Source organism: Nostoc sp. ChiQUE02, assembly GCF_034531305.2.
GTDB lineage: Bacteria > Cyanobacteriota > Cyanobacteriia > Cyanobacteriales > Nostocaceae > Nostoc.
Genome location: NZ_JAVRBN020000012.1, coordinates 38,913 through 56,198 on the forward strand (window position 1 = coordinate 38,913; position 17,286 = coordinate 56,198).

A 17,286-nucleotide genomic window follows, 5' to 3' on the forward strand; every position below is an offset into this window, starting at 1 on the left:
ACGAATCATATTCGTCAAAGAAAATCGGCGGGAATGCCATCCCTTTAAAGGGTGTTTGAGATAGCCGTCCGCCGATTTAGTCATTAGTAAGAACAAATGACTTCGATTTCCCCACGGCAATTCAAGAAAATCAGCGAACCGGGAGCGTGTCGTCAGATAAGCGATGTTTTCGTAGCCGGGGATGAGTTAAAAATAACTTGATATCAACTTGGCAATTAATTAAGGGAGCAAGTAGAGTAGCAATTGCAATTACTCTTTCAAAAATTACAAAATAGTAAGACTTTTTAGCAAACCATAAACATAGCTCAATCAATATAAATTTTTCATAAAGAAATTTTGAAATATATAAAAATATTTGATAAAAAAACAATAAGATATTGGCGTATTTTCCGTAAATTTACTAAGGTAGGCTAGAAACCTAGTTGAGAGAAGCTTCAGGATGAGAATTGAAACCTAAATTATGAAACTAAGTTTTGTTTTTGCGACTGCTATATCTAGTTTTTTTGTGAGTGCGACTACAGGATTTGGTTTCTCTGGTCAAGCACATGCTCTAGCTTTTACTGGCATCTCTAGTGGTATATGGGGAGAACCTACTCCAGGAAGCACTAATACCAATCCCATATATACAGGTGTGGGAAGCAACATATTTACTTGGGGTAATCCTAATGTGTGCCCACCAAGTTCAAATACTCCTAGTGGGTGTGAAATAACAGGCTCAAATAAACTGACCTTTAACGGAACTTCATTTTCTGCGGACATTAACTCTGTATTCAAAGTAGCTGATTTAAGTTACTTTAATGGTTCGGTACTTGAAGGTACAAGCGTCAAATTTGTACCTTTAAATCTCAATGTATCCTTCAGCCCTCCTGTTGGAATCAGCCAGGTTTTTGACTTCGATTTGCGTCTAGAAAATACAGCTAATGACGCAACAGATTCCGAAAAGAGTGCAGATTTTGTATTTATAGACACAAATTTGAGTAATCGTAGTTTCACCTTTGAAGACAATAAATATACGCTTGAGCTAACTGGTTTTAATCCAGATATTCGCCAGACAGGTGTTAAAGCTTTTGAAGGAGCCACAACTAGAACAGCTATTTATGCCAAAATCAAAACTGTACCCGAACCAGCGCCAGTAGTCGGTCTATCTTTGCTAGGTATATACCTGATATTTCGTAAAAATTCTTGGAGAAGAAATACTAAGAGCTTTGGCGGTTAGAACAGCTGTTTCTGTTTATCCCCCATGTTGCTCAAACACGCTCTCACCGCAGAGATATTAATTGAAGCAGGACGCGGTGAAACCTCATTTCTAGAAAGCGTAGCATCTCCCCTTCTCCCATCTGCGATCGGCTTTTCCACCTTTAACTTGCATAATTGGCAAGATGCTCACCCCACAAGATTAGACCTGCCTTATTTTCAAGGCAGGTCTATTAGATAATTTATTTGAATTTGGGCGATAAAAATGTAGAGACGCGATCAATCGCGTCTCTACAAGGGTTTGCCGTTTTTTAGACAATTATGCGGGGTTAGGTTGGGTTCGGCTTTGAAGTAGCTGGATAATTGCAGTTTTTTCTAAGATTCCAACTAGGACGCCATTCTCACGAATCACGGGGAGCACAGATAGCTTTTGTTGTTCGAGTAACTGCATGACTTCCAGCAGAGGTTGATCGGATTTGACTGTGGTGGATTCGGTAATTGGTCGCATGACTTCTCTGACTTGAGTTTCTGACCACAGTGCTATTGGGATGGTTCGCAAATTATCAACAGCGATCGCACCTACTAATTGTCCATCATCATCAGTCACTAAGAACCGATGCCAGTTTTGTCCACTTATGACTCGCTCATCGGCAAACTCTCTTAGGCTAAGATTACCAGACACAATCGGGCTGTCATGAGTTACAGCATCCTCGGCTGTTAAACCTGTGAGTTTTTCTTGCACTCTGGCAAATTGAGCCGCATTACCAGCATTTTGCAACAAGAAGAAGCCAACTAACAAGTTCCAGAAGTTACCGAAGCTGCCAAATAATAGTAGGGGAAGTAGACCAGAAAGAATTGCTACCCAACCAAAGATTTGCCCAACTCGACTAGCGAAAGTCACACCTTTATAAGGATTACCTGTAATTTTCCAGACGATGGCTTTCAGTATATTTCCACCATCTAAAGGCAAACCAGGAATAAGGTTAAACAGGGCTAATGCCAAGTTAACAGAAGCTAGAACACCAAGAATTGCAGCTAACGGCCCTGATGCAGTAGTAGTAACACCAATAGCTGTAACGATACCGCACAGTAGTAAACTTACTATTGGCCCTGCGATCGCTACCCAAAAAGCTTCACCTGGGGTTTTTGACTCTTTTTCTAAGCTAGCCAAACCGCCAAATATAAACAGAGTAATAGATTTGACATCAATTCCCTGACGAATCGCAACAAAACTGTGGCCTAATTCATGAGCGACGACAGAGGCAAATAACATCAGCGCTGTCATCAATCCTAGTAGCAAAGCTAATCCCGCAGACAATTGGGGAAATTGCGCCGCCAGTCCACTGCTATAGCTCCAAGTCACTAAACCCAGAACTAAAAACCATGACGGATGGATATAGAAGGGAATTCCGAAGAGATTACCAACGCGAATTGTGTCATTCATGTCGTTCACCTTTGATTTCAGCTTCGAGAGGTTTGCTTTCGTTCTTCTCGATGTCTTTAGTGTAACGAAAGGTTAAGATATTTTAATCTTTGTGACGGTAGTGGTGTCCGTCTGTAAAGGTGCGGTTATTGGTAATATTGGCAGCATTCAAGTAATTCTCACTACCTTTCGATAGCTACATCAGGCAGGTGACTCCACTCATTCCAAGAGCCATCGTAATTCCGAACATTCGGATAGCCCAATAAATACTTCAAGACAAACCAGGTATATCCAGAACGCCCACCGATGGCACAGTAAGGAAACACTTCCTTATCAGCCGTAATGCCCTTACTGTTATAAAGATTTTTCAATTCGTTGAATGATTTAAAAGTTCTATCCTCGTTGAGAGTTAAGATATGCTCAAGATGCACTGCACCTGGAATATGTCCAGTACGTTCATCTTCTTTTGGTGGCTGATCGAAAAACCACTCACCACAGTATTCTTGAAGCGTTCGGACATCCAACAACACGCGATCGCTTCTACCAATCGATGCCTGAACTTCATTATGTAATACTCGCAGATGAGTATCAGGAGTTTTGGCTTGGTAATTAGTGCCAGGAAATGTAGATAACTCAGTTGCCAGCGGACGACCTTCTGACTTCCATTTTTGGTAGCCGCCATTGAGAACTCGTACATTTTCATGACCAAAGACTTTCAACAACCAGAAAATCCAGGCTCCTGTTCCAGGATAACTACCATAAGGAATCACTGTTGTGTCATTGGTGATGCCTGAATGTGCCATCAGCCTTTCAAAAGCTCGCGCATCCAAATTCATCTTCAAATCGGGCAATAGTAAGTCTGTAAAGATGTTCCAGAAAATAGCACCAGGTATGTGAGCATTTTTGTACGGCTCTGGACTCATATCAACTTCGATAATGCGGACGTTTGGATCGTTGAGATGATCTGCTAGCCACTGGGTATCAACGAGAACGGATGGATGAGTGTATTGAGACATTTATATTTCTCCTGTAATAGCGTCAAAAGAATTGAAAGTTGTGTTTCCTCTTCGGATTTAGTTTTGGTTGTGGTTGGGAAATACGATGTGCGATGTCCGATGAACTAGGGTTGTGGAAATAGAAAATAAAGAAAAGCCGATAAGTGGGTGGAAGGCTGCTAAAGGAAAAAGTGACTAATGACTCCGAGAAGCGGTTTGATGTGACTAAAGCTAAGATAGGTCTGGTTGCTATACTGCGCCTAGACCTCGAAAGGGTACACTTTGCCAATCATGATTGCCTTACAAGCTCTATTTCATGCAATTGCTCAAGCTGAAGATGAACAGACATTGCGATCGCACATATCCGCAGAAATGAGTGAGTATTTTTCAGCTACACGATGTGGGCTGTTTTTCTTTGCTCAAATTTCTCTAATTGACCGCAATATTCAAAAAGCACTGGAAATTGCATTATCACCCCAATACAATCCAGTTGTGCGCTACTTGGTAGAACGCCATGCGCCTGTTCATGAAGCTTTGGTAGTGGAGCCTAAGACATGGCAGTTGATTTGTCCTCGTGCTGACCACTGGCATGTTATGGCAGGGCCAATTGTCAGCAATGGTCAGTTAGTAGGCGTGGTAGGTTTTACGCGTAAGCAAGGAATGCCTGCATTCGACTCACAGAATCTCACAGATTTAAGTGCGCTTTGTCTGCATCTTTCTACTTGGGTAGCAATGGCGCGATTGCAACAACCACTACTATTACAGACAGAGCGTTTAACGCCCCGTGAAATGCAAATTGCTTCCTTGGTGGCTCAAGGACAAACTAATGCAGAAATTAGTGCTGAACTTTGGATTACCGAAAACTCTGTCAAGCAAGCCTTAAAAAGGATGTTTCGCAAGCTTGAGGTTTCATCTCGTGCTCACATGGTTGCGAAGCTTTCCACAGTTTCAAAATAAATAACCTGTTATTCGCCTCATTAATCCCGGATTTCTCTCTTCATCTCCCCCCACCCCCTGTTAACCATTTCTATCAAAATTAAAGTGAAACGTTATCAGGGGGGGGTGGCTTTCTGACTGAGACATCTATCTATGCTGGAATTGTCTCCATCTGTTGAGAACTTTTCTGCAACATCGGGGCAATTATATCAGCGGGGACAGGACAACTGAAGTAAAAACCCTGACCTTCATCACATCCCTGCATTCGCAGGTAGTCAAGCTGTTCTTGGGTTTCCACACCCTCTGCCGTGATACTCAACCGTAGGCTCTTCGCCAGGGCAATAATCGCATTAGTAACGGCGGCGCTATCAGGATTGGACATGATATCCTGCACAAATGACCGATCAATCTTGAGCATGTTCACAGGGAAGCGCTTCAAGTAGTTCAGGGACGAATAACCGGTGCCGAAGTCGTCTAGAGCCAACCATATACCCAGTTCTCGTAATTTTTTTAAGGTTTTAACCGATCGCTCAATGTCACCCATCAAGAAGCTTTCCGTTACTTCCAGTTCTAGATCAGATGCTTTGAGTTCAGTCTCCTCAAGAATTTGGCTGATGACCTCAACCAGATACGGTTGTTCAAACTGTCGAGCTGACAGATTCACAGATATCCGAATTGGGGTAAATCCAGCAAGCTGCCAAGCACGGTTTTGGGCGCAAGCAGTTCGCAAGACCCATTCGCCAATTGGTACGATCGCACCATTGGCTTCTGCAATCGGAATAAACTTTGCTGGAGAAATCATACCTAAAGTAGGATGCTGCCAGCGAACTAACGCTTCCATAGCTGTAACTTTTCTGCTGTGTAAATCAATCAGAGGTTGATAATAAACCAGCATTTCGTTGCGCTTCAGTGCTCCATGTAATTCATTTTCTAAGGTCAGTCGCTCCTGCAACTGAGCATTAATTTCCGGCGAATAGAAATGGTATTGGCTGCGCCCTTGCTGCTTCGCCTGATACAGTGCCATGTGAGCCTGTTGCAAGAGTTGATATATGCTATTACGATCGTTTAGGACATTAATTGTGATGCCGATGCTAGCGGTGAGATGAATCAAGTTACCCTCTATAGAAAAGGGTTTGCTCAGGGTACTTAACAGTAGCTGAGATAGCTTAATCACACTTTCAAAAGAAACAATGTCCATGCGGGCAATGGCAAATTCATCTCCACTCAAATGGGCAAGAATATCTGTTTGCAGCATACAAGTTGATAACCTCTGAGCAACTGCTCTTAACAACAAATTTGTTGTCTGATGCTCCAATGCATGACTCATACCAGTGAAATCATCAATACCCAGCAAAAAAACAGCGACAAGGCGCTGGTTGTTTTCAGATTGGGATAGAGTCTGATGGACGCGATCGCTGAATAAATCACGATTGGGTAATCCAGTCAGATCGTCATAATTAGTGATGTAGTGAATTAACTCATCTAATTTATGAAGAGTTTGTGAAGTATCCGCCATCAATGTACCCGCTTCATCAGCATATTCTGTGGGTAATTCAGGTAGGGTTTTGGTGTTCAGATAATTCTGCAATGCAGCAGATGTCAAAATGACCGGTTTGAGGAGATGGTTTAGCGCATAGAGGGTGGCGGCTGTACCCACTAACGTCGCCAACAGAGCAACGATCATAACTCGCGCCGCCATCTCCAAGGAATAGGAGTTTGAAATGACGAAACTGAAGAGTAAAGTCAGAAGTGGTACATGAGTGCCCAAAAATGCCACCAACATGATTTTAGTGGTGTAACTTTTCTTGAGCCATCCGAAATTAGCTAGGAACGAGTACAAGTAGAGCTTGTGATTGAGCTTCATAAATTCTGTTTGATAGTTGGCAAATTAGTTCCGAGCTATGCTGGCAAAAAAGTATTTTTGGTTTACAATCCAGTGGAATCAGCTCTTATGGAACCCAACCCTGATAAGGTTATATATTATGCTTCCCAATTTAGTTTTCTACTTAATGTGAATAAAGATAAAGTTTTTGTAAAACTTATTCCACAAGGAATTTCATAATCAAAATCAAAGTTGTATTGATTGTTACACTATTAATAGTTATTAGTTTGTATTAACGTGATATCAAAGCAAAAGTAACTACAGATAAACACCGATAAATAACCGTGTTTAGGGAACTCCAAAAAATAAATTATCCAATTTCAGCAAATCAAAACGAATTTCTCTCCCCTTGCTCCCGTTCGGCTACGCTCAGGACAAGCTCACGGCAAGCCTGCTCCCCTGCCATCAAAGCGATGGGATATTTTTTTATTTGCAAGTCCCTTAATCTGTGGTTCGATTTCACAAAATGATTAAGTGTGCAATTCAAGACGCAACAGATTATTTCGGGCTATAGCCAGAAAATAGCAGATTTGTAACTTGCTCTAATACCTTTAATGCTGTTAATGAACCTCGAATCAGCCGAGTAGCAGCAAGGGGTTGTCGAAGCATTTCCATCGCTAAAGGAAAAGGGTTTAGGGAGCCATCAGAGTTAATTGCTGGTGTGAGATCGGGGATATTGTGCTGACAATCGTCGCTGACTACTCGCAGCATTGCCACGGCCACCCCAGCCGCATTGAAAAACTCTAGGGCGGTAAATCCTTCCATATCAACAACATCAGCCGCTAAAGTTTCACCTAAATGGCGTTTTTCGGCAGCAGACCAAATAACGCGATCGCTTGTTAATGACTTGACTAAGGTCACTTTATCTGATATTGAAGAGTGCAATTGTGCTGTAAAAGGGCGATCGCATTCTTGCCGCTTTCCCTGATAAATACAATCTTGATACAGCACAATATCACCAACTGTGTGGCGATCGCTCAAGCTGCCACATATACCCATAATCAGCACCCTGGATTTTGGAGTTAGAAATTGTCCTTGTTGCAGATATTTCAGTAAAGGCTTCATCCCAACAGGTATGGCTACTACCGTTGGGATGGAGCCAGTAACGCCGCTTAATCCGCGACACACAGCTTTATATTCTGCTCCCTGAGGCACCAGAATTGTGTTGATGGGCAAAAAGTTAGGCACTAGCCCTCTCAAAAGTTTCAAGTTTGCGTTTGGGTATTAACTCATGGATGCGGAGAGCGATACTGGCAAGTCTAGGTAGTAATTGCGGTTGGAGTAAACCGGGATCATACTTGCTCATCCGCCGTCGCTGATTTTTCGATTGTGAGGTCTTTGGTAAAGATGTCATCTCCCAGAAGAGAATACTGCGTAGGAAACTCAAGGCTGTAACGTCCAAATCTGGCCACGGGAGAGATTCAGGCTCGTATTCCCTGTAGCTTTACAGAAAGCTACGGCAGAATAATTCCTTATGCTCAACAGAACCAAGTTTCATGTATCAAGTTCCATTCTGTATTAAAAATTTTGCTCTAGCTGAGTGACAATAAGTAATATTGCCGTTTGGTGGTGACCAAAACTCGCAAACCGAAGGTGATTGCTGTAGCATGACTAAATAATTGTGTCACCCACACGATAATTTTCCAAGATGGTAAAGCTTGATAACTCAAAATCCGCACGAGAACTCTTCAATATTTCCAAATTGGCGATTCAATTTTCGTGGCTGACGGTGAGTTTTTGGATTGCCGTAACGGTAGCTGGTGTTCTGGCTTTCAGTTCCCTTAAGTATGCCTTGTTTCCAGATATTACCTTTCCAGTGGTGGTTGTAAATGCTACAGCCCCCCTGACAACTGCCCTGGATACAGAGGCGAAGCTCACCCAACCTTTGGAAGAACGCCTCCGCTCCCTAGAAGGACTGGAGAATATCCGCTCATCCACCTATCCTAGTCAAACAGCCGTTGCCCTTTCTTTTGCCGTTGGAACTAATTTAGAAACATCGACCAAAAAGGTTGAAACTGCCCTCAAGCAGTTGACTTTGCCTCAGGGAGCAACTTCCAAAATTATTCCCCTGAATCTAAACGAGTCAGCCGCCATTAGCTATGCCATTCAGAGTCCATCGCGGAATCTCACAGATTTGACGAAGTTGGCGAAGGATGAGATTGTAGGTGCGATCGCTAAACTCCCAGGAGTATTAAAAGTCTCACTACTGGGCGCTGCTACTGCAACTCCTCCTTTAAATCCAACGAGTGCGAGTGCCGCTGTCCCCCAAGCAGGGGCGACATTAGTACGGTTTAATGGTCAAGATGCACTGGCATTTCAGGTAATCAAACGCGGTAGCGCTAACACTTTGGAAGTAGTGAGTCAGGTTGAGAAAGAAGTTCAAAGGCTACGCTCTACCCTCAAGGATGTCAACCTCACCTTAGCCGCCACCCAAGCCGAATATATCCGCCAAGCCACCCAGTCAACCATCGATGCTTTGCTGGAAGCAGTCTTGTTGTCAATAGTGGTAATTTTCCCTTTTTTGTGGAATTGGCGGGCGACTCTCATCTCTGCCTTGGCGATTCCTACGTCTTTGTTGGCGACGTTTATCGTCATGGCGATTTTCGGCTTTAACCTGGAAACAATTACCCTGCTGGCTTTAGCTTTGGTGATTGGTAGTATTGTTGATGATGCGATCGTGGATGTGGAAAACATCATGCGACACGTCGAAGATGGGGAAACTCCTCGCCAAGCGGCGCTTTTAGCGACAAATGAGATTGGGTTGACAGTCACCGCCGCTACTTTGACAGCAGTAGCAGTTTTTCTACCCATAGGTTTGATGGGTGGTGTCATCGGTCAGTTCTTTAAGCCTTTCGGCATCACTGTTTCAGCGGCGATGCTTGCTTCTATGCTAGTTGCTCGGACGTTATCTCCAGTTCTGGCTATCTACTGGCTGAAACCTAAATCCTCACTCTCTCCGCGTCGGGAAGCCAAAATCTGGGTGGCGTTTACCCAATTTTACAGAAACTTGCTGAGTTGGTCTTTGAATCACCGCAAGATAGTTATTGGGTTAGCTGTACTCAGCTTCATTGCAGGTATAGCGCTGATTCCACTAATTCCGAAAGGGTTTATTCCCAAACTCGATCGCGGCGAATTTAATATTGCTTATACAGCTCCTTTGCCGAGTATCCCTGATTTGGGCAGAGGGGGGCAAGGAGGACAAGGGAGCGATATTCCCAATTCCCAATCCCCAATCCTCAATCTCCAATCCCCAATCCCTAATCCCTTGAACGATTCTCTTGAGGTTGCGAAGAAAATAGAAGAGGTTGTGAGAAAATCACCAGCAGTTGAAACAGTATTTACCACTGTTGGTTCTCGTGAGGGTGAGCCGAATAAAGGGACACTATATGTAAAGTTACAGGAAGACCGTACAATTACCACTGCGGAACTACAAGACCAATTGCGCTCCTCCTTACCTACTCTTTCTGGCGTAACTACTAGTGTTGAAGATATTCAATTTGTCGATTCCGGCGGTCAAAAACCCCTGCAAATAGCATTACAAGGTGATAATCTCCAAGCTCTAAGCAAAGCAGTCAAAGCAATTAAAGAGAGAATTCAGAGGCTACCGGGATTCGCTGATGTCACAGTTACAGGTGAAACGAATTCACAGGGCACGGTTTTTCAGATCGAACGTCTGAATAATCAGCGGGTGGCCTACATCAGTGCTAATCTTGGCAAGGATCTGTCTTTGGGTGATGCCACTGACAAAGTGGTAGCTGAAGCAAACGCGGTGTTACCGTCTAATGTTTCCTTAAATTTAGGGGGAGACTCTGCTAACCAAAATAAGGTTTTTAGCAGTTTCGGCAGTACTTTGGCTCTATCTGCCCTGTGCATTGTTGTGGTACTAATTTTGTTGTTCAAAAGCTGGGTAGATCCTCTGGTTATTGGTGTCTCTTTACCTTTGGCACTGGTGGGGGCAATGTTGGCGCTACTAATCACCAAGAGCGACTTTGGCATGATCTCACTGATCGGTTTCGTCTTTTTGCTGGGGCTGGCAAATAAAAATGCCATTTTACTTGTGGATTATATCAACCAGTTACGCAACGCTGGTTTAGACCGCACCGAAGCGATCCTCAACACCGGACTAGTGCGCCTCAGACCAATTATGATGACCACGGCCTCCACTATTTTAGGAATGCTACCGATCGCTTTAGGTTTGGGTGCTGGTTCGGAATTGCGATCGCCTATGGCTGTAGCGATCGCTGGTGGACTCGTAACTTCAACTATCCTCAGCTTGATTGTTGTGCCGGTAGTATACACCATTTTGGATGATTGGTTTCCCCGATTTAAGAACAGGGGGACAGCTTGATGCAGGTTTTTGTTACAGGGGGTACGGGTTTTATTGGTGCTCATTTGGTACGATTGTTGCTGCAACAGGGTTACACAGTCAAAGCACTGGTACGCCATAGCAGCAATTTGGAGAATCTACGCGGTTTAGATGTGGAAATTGTCAAAGGTGATTTGAATTCACCAACTCTTTGGCAACAGATGCTTGGTTGTCAATACCTATTTCATGTGGCAGCCCATTATTCCCTGTGGCAAAGAGACCGAGAATTACTCCACCGTCACAATGTCTTGGGTACGCGCAATGTGTTGGCAGCAGCTCGTAAAGCTGGGATTGAGCGCACTGTTTACACCAGTTCGGTTGCGGCAATTGGGGTAGGATCATCAGGGGAAGTTGTGGATGAAACACATCAGAGTCCCTTAGAAAAGTTAGTGGGTGACTACAAAAAGTCTAAATTTCTGGCTGAACAAGAAGCCATACAAGCCGTTGCGACAGGTCAGGAGGTAGTTATAGTTAATCCCAGCAGCCCAATTGGCTCGTTGGATATCAAACCTACCCCCACGGGTGATATAATCTTGCGGTTTTTACGACGGCAAATGCCCTTTTACTTAGATACTGGTTTGAATTTTATTGATGTGCGGGATGTGGCATGGGGGCATTTACTGGCCTTGCAGCGGGGTAAATCAGGCGATCGCTATATCTTAGGTCACCAAAACCTCAGTCTAAAGCAACTACTCGAACAACTCGCCGATATCACAGGCCTCAGCGCACCTCAACGAACTGTACCTACTTGGTTACCCCTTAGTGTTGCCTGGGTTGATGAAAAGGTTCTCGCACCACTGGGGAAATCGCCCTCAGTGCCATTGGATGGCGTTCGGATGGCGAAACAACCTATGTATTACGATGCCGCCAAGGCTGTCCGAGAGTTGGGTCTACCTCAATCTCCGCTGAAGGCGGCACTCAAGGATGCTGTGGATTGGTTTGTTGCTCAGGGTTACGTTAAATGATAAATCTAGCGATTTACCTGTGGATGCAATATGTAGGGATGCACAGATGTGCGCCCCTATCGTGGTGTTTTTATATTTAAAAGAGGAGCGATCGCAACAATGGCAGTTAATCTACAACAAGCTATGGATATTGGGAAGTATCTTGTTACTCAGCGCTTGAAAGGACGTAAACGCTTCCCCTTAGTATTGATGTTGGAACCTCTTTTTCGGTGTAATCTAGCTTGTACTGGTTGTGGTAAGATCCAACATCCAAAGGAAATTTTAAAGCAAAATCTCACCCCAGAACAGTGCTTTGCCGCAGTGGAAGAGTGCGGCGCACCAGTTGTCTCAATTCCTGGGGGAGAACCTCTGCTCCATCCTCAAATTGATGAGATTGTCCAAGGATTAATTGAGCGCAAGAAATATATTTACTTGTGTACCAATGGTTTGTTATTAGAAAAGAGTCTGGATAAGTTTCAACCTTCTCCTTACCTGACTTTTAGCGTGCATTTAGATGGAATGCGCGAGTTGCACGATCAGTGTGTCGATCGCAAAGGTGTTTTTGATATTGCTGTCAAAGCTATTCGCGCTGCTAAAGCTAAAGGCTTTCGTGTGACAACTAACACCACTATATTTGAGGGGACTAAACCCAAAGATATGCAAGAGTTCTTCAACTTTCTGGACACACTAAATACTGACGGGATGATGATTTCTCCCGGTTACAGTTACGAGTGGGCACCAGATCAAGATCATTTTCTCCACCGTGAACAAACACGCGCCCTCTTCCGAGAAATTCTGGCTCCATACAAAGCTGGTGAAAAAAATTGGAACTTCAATCACAATCCGCTGTTCCTAGATTTTCTCACTGGTGAGAAGGACTACGAATGCACGCCTTGGGGTAGCCCTAGTTATAGCGTTCTCGGTTGGCAAAAACCTTGCTATCTCCTGAACGAAGGTTATTACTCTACCTTCAAGGAATTACTGGCACAAACTGACTGGAGTCAATACGGCCGGGCTAGTGGTAATCCTAAGTGTGCCGATTGTATGGTTCACTGCGGCTACGAACCCACCGCCGCAATGGATGCAATGCAACCGCAAAATATGGCGCGTGCCCTTGGCAGTGTGTTTGGCAGGAGCTAATAATTAGTAAATGCTACATACTTAGAGGGTGCGATGCCTGCGGCGGGCTACGCCTACGCACCCTCTAATCCTTGAAAGCTACATTTGACTAATTGATTCTGGAGTAATTGCGGCATACTGTTCAGGTGTCAGCACAGCTTCCTGAATATTAATTTTTTTAACCTGAGTTCGGGTTAAGCAGGTTGTGATCAAACCCACTCCATCTGAAGGCTAGGTTTCTTTGGTTGATGGCAATAAGCGATTAATCCGCACAGAACATGAACGCAAAAATTAACGGGACTGACGCCGGGGTACCAGCTACCGCTTCGCTATCGGTGCCGAGAATGTTCAATCTGGGAAATGTTCTTGAGTTGGTCGTTAATGGTTTCAATAATTGAACGTTTACGTGACAAAAGCAAGTCATGAAGAAGCATCAGCTTATTTTTCATGTTGCGACGGGGTTTGGCAAAAAATTGGATTCCGAACTCTTCCAAAAGTTGAGAAGCAAGTTTTTCGGAAACATAGCCGCGATACCTTTCCTTCGGAACGCTACGCGAACGTAAGCTTCTCTACGAGACGCTGCGCGTAGCTTGCTTCCCCGAAGGGGTACGCTAACGCCAAAGATTTTTCCAAAAAGACCACACAGTAAATCGGGAACGGGTTTACGGTCATCAATATTACCAGGAGTCAAAGTCACATTTAAGAGTTGACCAAGCTCATTGACTATAATGTGAAGCTTAAAACCAAAGAACCAATCCACGGAAGTTTTTCCACGAGAGGCTAAACCGTCAAAGCTACGCTTTGTCTCCCCTCCCGAAGAGCAGGGTGGGGTGTTAGGGACTTTTGCAAGAGGTCTATAAGATTACTCGAAGCTCTCCGTAACAGCCTAGATATTTAGTGCCAAAAAACACAATTGATACTGTTTATTTGCTCGGAATTTTAGCTTTTTTCATCTGGATAGTTATTTCTACCGTCCTGTACCAAACTTCTCATAAACTCAAGAAAGGAAATGTTAACTTATGTAAATGAAATTAACAAACATAACAATAATTTGTAATAAATAATGATGCGGCAGCATTGTATAAAGGGAACTTGGAAGTAAAAAACAACATCTTAATCAGGTTTTCCAGTCATTCACAGAAGTTTGAAGTTTTTTAACAAAAGTTTTAATCTGAAAGCCTGGAGATCGTAAACTTATTTCTTGGATGTCTGTTTTAAACCTTTCGTAACTCGTCAGGCAGTGCTGACATCAAAAATCAACTGAACCATTCAGTTTTGAGTCCAATTATTCTTAACCAAGCAAATTAGGAGATTTAACGCAATGGTTTTAGATGCATTTGCAAAAGTGGTTTCCCAAGCTGATACCCGTGGGGAATATCTCTCCGATGCACAATTAGATGCATTGAGCGAACTAGTCAAAGATGGTAACAAGCGTGCAGATGCTGTTAACCGTATTACCAGCAATGCGTCAGCTCTTGTTGCTGCTGCGGCTCGTGATTTGTGGGCAGAACAACCCCAATTGATCACTCCCGGTGGTAATGCTTACACCAGCCGTCGTGCAGCTGCTTGTATCAGAGACTTGGACATCATTCTTCGCTATATCACATACGCTATCTTTGCTGGTGATTCCAGCGTGCTAGATGACCGCGCCCTCAATGGCTTGCGTGAAACCTACTTAGCATTGGGAACCCCAGGAGCTTCAGTTGCTGTTGGTATTCAAAAGCTGAAAGCAGCTTCCTTGGCTATTGTCAACGATACAAACAACATCACCAGAGGAGATTGCAGCGCTCTGACATCTGAAATAGCTAGCTATTTTGATCGTGCTGCTGCTGCGGTAGCTTAAGCCAGGTATTGGTGCTATCGACTAAATAATTGTCCATTAGGACAAAACAAAATTTCAACCAAAAGTTTGTAAAAGGGAAATACCAAAATGACAAAAACACCTCTCACGGAAGCAATTGCATCAGCTGACTCCCAAGGTCGCTACCTCAGCAGCACCGAAATTCAAGTTGCTTTTGGTCGCTTCCGTCAAGCACCAGCTAGCTTACAAGCAGCAAAAGCATTAAGTGCTAATGCTCAACGCTTGACCGAAGGTGCTGCTCAAGCAGTGTATAACAAGTTCCCTTACACCACTCAACAACAAGGCCCCAACTTCGCGTCAGATGCACGCGGCAAAGGCAAATGTGTACGTGATGTCGGCTACTACTTGCGGATTATCACATACGCTTTAGTTGTTGGTGGCACAGGCCCCTTGGATGATTTCTTGATTTCTGGCTTGGCTGAAATCAACCGGACTTTTGACCTATCTCCTAGCTGGTACATTGAAGCTCTCAAGTACATCAAAGCTAACCACGGTCTAAGCGGCGATCCAGCTGTTGAAGCTAATTCTTACATCGACTATGTAATCAATACTCTAAGCTAGAGTGTTTCTTTAGCCCGGAGAGGAAATCAGCTCTTATGACAAGTGAGTTCTATGAGTTGTTTACCTCTCCGGGCAGTTTTATTTTCAAAAGACTGTTAAAAAACTAGAAAAAAATTTTTCTAAAAAATTTTCAGTTTTGCAGTTAAAACTGAGGAGGTTAAAGATGGCGGCTTTGGGACAAGCAGCAAGGTTAGGAATTGGAGCATTTGAAAACTCAGCACTGGTAGAACTACGTCCCGATAGAACAGAAGCGGATGTGGCAGTGGTTATCCGGGCGGCTTACCGTCAGGTTTTGGGTAATGCATATCTACTAGAAGGAGAGCGTCTAGAGAGTGCAGAATCACTGTTGCAACAAGGTGCAATCACCGTACGGGGATTTGTGCTAGCCATTGCTCAATCGGAACTCTATCGAGATAAGTTTTTCCACTCCAACTCACAAACTCGGTTTATCGAGTTGAATTATAAGCATTTATTGGGGCGTGCCCCGGAAGATGAGTCAGAGATTTCGTACCATGTTGAGCTTTACAACTCACAAGGTTATGAAGCTGAGATTAATTCCTACATTGACTCATTAGAATATCAAGAGAGTTTTGGCGAAAATATTGTGCCCTACTATCGAGGCTTTAAAAGTCAAGTAGGACTGAAAAACGTTGGATTTGGCCGACTGTTCCAACTTTATCGGGGTTATGCCAATAGCGATCGCGCTCAAGGACAAAAACAAGGACGGCTAACCTGGGAAGTAGCTAAGAATCTAGCTTCACCCATTTACCCAGTCTCCACCGGAGCCTTAACAGGCCTCTCTACAGGTGGTCGTGGGGAAACATACCGCATCAGAGTGTTACAAGCAGCTTCCCCGAACTCAACTGTAGTGCGGCGGGGTACTGCGGAATTGATCGTACCCTACGAGCAACTTTCTAGTAAATTGCAGCAGTTGAATCGCAAGGGCAGTAAGGTTATTAGCATTACAGCCGTATAAATAGGGACTGGGGACTTGGGACTGGGGGCTGGGGGCTGGGGATTGGGGAAGAGTTTTCCCAATACCTAATCCCCAATCCCTAATTCTTAGTCCCCAATTACCAATTACAAAAGGAAAATTACCAATGGCTATTACAACAGCAGCTTCCCGTCTGGGAACGGAACCTTTTAGCGATCAGTCTCCTGTGGAATTGCGTCCTAATGCAACCAAAGAAGACATTGAGAGAGTAATTGCTGCCGTCTATCGTCAGGTATTGGGCAACAACTACATATTGGCATCTGACCGCCTTACAAGTGCTGAATCCATCCTGCGCGATGGGAAAAATACAGTCCAAGAGTTTGTGCGTCAAGTAGCTAAATCAGAACTGTACAAATCCAAGTTTTTCTACGACAATTTCCAAACTCGCGTCATCGAACTGAACTATAAACATTTGTTGGGTCGTGCCCCCTATGATGAGTCTGACGTGGTCTATCACTTAGACTTGTACCAAAACAAGGGATACGAAGCTGACATTGATTCTTATATTGATTCGCCAGAGTATCAATCTAACTTTGGTGAAAATATAGTGCCTTACTATCGCGGCTTTCAAACTCAAACAGGACAGAAAACTGTCGGATTTAGCCGGATATTCCAACTTTATCGCGGCTATGCCAGTAGCGATACCTCCCAACTCAAAGGCAAGTCCTCCCGCCTTGCTAGCGAACTAGGTCGTAATAGTGCATCCGTCGTTGTTCCTCCCTCTGGTGGTCCTTCAGGCTTTTCATACGTTGCTTCTGAAAAAGGCGTTACCCCCAACAGTACTTTCGGTGGTGCGGGAACTTTTGGTAAAGAAGGCAGACTTTACCGTATCGAAGTGGCAGGCGTTTTTGGAGCTGGGTATCCTAGCACACGCCGTGTCAATCAAGCGGTGATTATCCCCTATGAAGAACTATCTAGTTACTTCCAGAGAGTGGTAAAACAAGGTGGTAAAATAGCTAGTGTGAAGCCGCTTTAATGTCATTTGTCAATAGTCATTAGTCATTAGTCATT

Annotated in this window: 16 protein-coding genes and 2 pseudogenes; 10 read left to right on the forward strand and 8 right to left on the reverse strand. The window is 44.0% G+C overall.

The window, feature by feature from the left end; all coding sequences use genetic code 11:
• Positions 1-460 precede the first annotated feature (460 nt).
• Both RM347_RS14845 and RM347_RS14850 read left to right on the forward strand, forming a co-directional pair.
• Positions 461-1,216, forward strand: coding sequence for a choice-of-anchor K domain-containing protein (locus RM347_RS14845; protein ID WP_322716719.1), 756 nt, complete (start codon positions 461-463; stop codon positions 1,214-1,216).
• A gap of 24 nt (positions 1,217-1,240) precedes the next feature.
• A complete protein-coding gene (locus RM347_RS14850) occupies positions 1,241-1,435 on the forward strand; it encodes a hypothetical protein (RefSeq protein WP_322716718.1) in 195 nt (64 codons plus the stop codon).
• Between the two features lie 78 nt (positions 1,436-1,513).
• Here RM347_RS14850 and RM347_RS14855 read toward each other — a convergent pair whose 3' ends face one another.
• Positions 1,514-2,638 (reverse strand): site-2 protease family protein, encoded by a 1,125-nt coding sequence (locus tag RM347_RS14855; protein WP_322716717.1) that lies wholly within the window; start codon positions 2,636-2,638, stop codon positions 1,514-1,516.
• 161 nt (positions 2,639-2,799) lie between these two features.
• Positions 2,800-3,633 (reverse strand): sulfurtransferase, encoded by an 834-nt coding sequence (locus RM347_RS14860; protein ID WP_322716716.1) that lies wholly within the window; start codon positions 3,631-3,633, stop codon positions 2,800-2,802.
• A gap of 270 nt (positions 3,634-3,903) precedes the next feature.
• On the opposite strand from RM347_RS14860, the gene RM347_RS14865 reads away from it, so the two are divergent.
• On the forward strand, positions 3,904-4,569 hold the full coding sequence (locus RM347_RS14865; protein ID WP_322716715.1) for a LuxR C-terminal-related transcriptional regulator: 666 nt from the start codon (positions 3,904-3,906) through the stop codon (positions 4,567-4,569).
• 130 nt (positions 4,570-4,699) lie between these two features.
• Here RM347_RS14865 and RM347_RS14870 read toward each other — a convergent pair whose 3' ends face one another.
• From RM347_RS14870 to RM347_RS14885, 4 genes are all read right to left on the reverse strand, one after another.
• Positions 4,700-6,412 (reverse strand): putative bifunctional diguanylate cyclase/phosphodiesterase, encoded by a 1,713-nt coding sequence (locus tag RM347_RS14870; RefSeq protein WP_322716714.1) that lies wholly within the window; start codon positions 6,410-6,412, stop codon positions 4,700-4,702.
• A gap of 516 nt (positions 6,413-6,928) precedes the next feature.
• Positions 6,929-7,618 (reverse strand): phosphorylase, encoded by a 690-nt coding sequence (locus RM347_RS14875; RefSeq protein WP_322716713.1) that lies wholly within the window; start codon positions 7,616-7,618, stop codon positions 6,929-6,931.
• Positions 7,611-7,784, reverse strand: coding sequence for a hypothetical protein (locus RM347_RS14880; protein WP_322716712.1), 174 nt, complete (start codon positions 7,782-7,784; stop codon positions 7,611-7,613). The genes RM347_RS14875 and RM347_RS14880 overlap by 8 nt, the downstream gene beginning before the upstream one ends.
• Positions 7,785-7,962: 178 nt before the next feature.
• The gene (locus RM347_RS14885; protein ID WP_334770718.1) at positions 7,963-8,109 is read right to left on the reverse strand and encodes a hypothetical protein; all 147 of its coding nucleotides are present in this window, start codon (positions 8,107-8,109) and stop codon (positions 7,963-7,965) included.
• Between RM347_RS14885 and RM347_RS14890 the strand changes: the two genes are divergently transcribed.
• The 3 genes from RM347_RS14890 to hpnH all read left to right on the forward strand — a co-directional run bounded on the left by RM347_RS14890 (position 8,079) and on the right by hpnH (position 12,880).
• Positions 8,079-10,778, forward strand: a complete 2,700-nt coding sequence (locus RM347_RS14890) for an efflux RND transporter permease subunit (RefSeq protein ID WP_322716711.1) — start codon at positions 8,079-8,081, stop codon at positions 10,776-10,778. The genes RM347_RS14885 and RM347_RS14890 overlap by 31 nt on opposite strands.
• A complete protein-coding gene (gene hpnA, locus RM347_RS14895) occupies positions 10,778-11,761 on the forward strand; it encodes a hopanoid-associated sugar epimerase (protein WP_322716710.1) in 984 nt (327 codons plus the stop codon). The genes RM347_RS14890 and hpnA overlap by 1 nt, the downstream gene beginning before the upstream one ends.
• Before the next feature lie 99 nt (positions 11,762-11,860).
• Complete coding sequence (hpnH, locus tag RM347_RS14900) at positions 11,861-12,880, forward strand: adenosyl-hopene transferase HpnH (RefSeq protein WP_322716750.1); 1,020 nt, start codon at positions 11,861-11,863, stop codon at positions 12,878-12,880.
• Positions 12,881-13,068: 188 nt separating this feature from the next.
• Here hpnH and RM347_RS14905 read toward each other — a convergent pair.
• Positions 13,069-13,389 (reverse strand): annotated as a pseudogene (locus RM347_RS14905) (transposase); the annotation flags it as partial.
• Positions 13,390-13,475: 86 nt separating this feature from the next.
• Positions 13,476-13,652, reverse strand: a pseudogene (locus RM347_RS14910) (transposase); the annotation flags it as partial.
• A gap of 528 nt (positions 13,653-14,180) precedes the next feature.
• Here RM347_RS14910 and RM347_RS14915 point away from each other — a divergent pair.
• The 4 genes from RM347_RS14915 (at position 14,181) to RM347_RS14930 (ending at position 17,251) form a co-directional block, all read left to right on the forward strand.
• On the forward strand, positions 14,181-14,702 hold the full coding sequence (locus RM347_RS14915) for a phycocyanin subunit beta (protein WP_322716708.1): 522 nt from the start codon (positions 14,181-14,183) through the stop codon (positions 14,700-14,702).
• An 87-nt stretch (positions 14,703-14,789) separates the two neighbouring features.
• Entirely contained in the window at positions 14,790-15,281 is a 492-nt protein-coding gene (cpcA, locus tag RM347_RS14920) for a phycocyanin subunit alpha (RefSeq protein WP_012411562.1), read from the forward strand.
• Between the two features lie 163 nt (positions 15,282-15,444).
• Positions 15,445-16,257 carry a phycobilisome linker polypeptide gene (locus RM347_RS14925; protein ID WP_322716707.1) on the forward strand — a complete coding sequence of 271 codons (813 nt, stop codon included), beginning with the start codon at positions 15,445-15,447 and terminating at the stop codon, positions 16,255-16,257.
• A gap of 124 nt (positions 16,258-16,381) precedes the next feature.
• Positions 16,382-17,251, forward strand: coding sequence for a phycobilisome linker polypeptide (locus RM347_RS14930; RefSeq protein ID WP_322716706.1), 870 nt, complete (start codon positions 16,382-16,384; stop codon positions 17,249-17,251).
• Positions 17,252-17,286 lie beyond the last annotated feature (35 nt).

Bases quoted from the DNA above. Each gene is read 5' to 3' on its own strand.
- RM347_RS14915 (WP_322716708.1), top strand. From the start codon at position 14,181: ATGGTTTTAGATGCATTTGCAAAAGTGGTTTCCCAAGCTGATACCCGT.
- RM347_RS14855 (WP_322716717.1), bottom strand. From the start codon at position 2,638: ATGAATGACACAATTCGCGTTGGTAATCTCTTCGGAATTCCCTTCTAT.
- RM347_RS14860 (WP_322716716.1), bottom strand. From the start codon at position 3,633: ATGTCTCAATACACTCATCCATCCGTTCTCGTTGATACCCAGTGGCTA.
- hpnH (WP_322716750.1), top strand. From the start codon at position 11,861: ATGGCAGTTAATCTACAACAAGCTATGGATATTGGGAAGTATCTTGTT.
- hpnA (WP_322716710.1), top strand. From the start codon at position 10,778: ATGCAGGTTTTTGTTACAGGGGGTACGGGTTTTATTGGTGCTCATTTG.
- RM347_RS14930 (WP_322716706.1), top strand. From the start codon at position 16,382: ATGGCTATTACAACAGCAGCTTCCCGTCTGGGAACGGAACCTTTTAGC.
- RM347_RS14850 (WP_322716718.1), top strand. From the start codon at position 1,241: ATGTTGCTCAAACACGCTCTCACCGCAGAGATATTAATTGAAGCAGGA.
- cpcA (WP_012411562.1), top strand. From the start codon at position 14,790: ATGACAAAAACACCTCTCACGGAAGCAATTGCATCAGCTGACTCCCAA.
- RM347_RS14890 (WP_322716711.1), top strand. From the start codon at position 8,079: ATGGTAAAGCTTGATAACTCAAAATCCGCACGAGAACTCTTCAATATT.
- RM347_RS14925 (WP_322716707.1), top strand. From the start codon at position 15,445: ATGGCGGCTTTGGGACAAGCAGCAAGGTTAGGAATTGGAGCATTTGAA.
- RM347_RS14870 (WP_322716714.1), bottom strand. From the start codon at position 6,412: ATGAAGCTCAATCACAAGCTCTACTTGTACTCGTTCCTAGCTAATTTC.
- RM347_RS14865 (WP_322716715.1), top strand. From the start codon at position 3,904: ATGATTGCCTTACAAGCTCTATTTCATGCAATTGCTCAAGCTGAAGAT.
- RM347_RS14880 (WP_322716712.1), bottom strand. From the start codon at position 7,784: ATGACATCTTTACCAAAGACCTCACAATCGAAAAATCAGCGACGGCGG.
- RM347_RS14845 (WP_322716719.1), top strand. From the start codon at position 461: ATGAAACTAAGTTTTGTTTTTGCGACTGCTATATCTAGTTTTTTTGTG.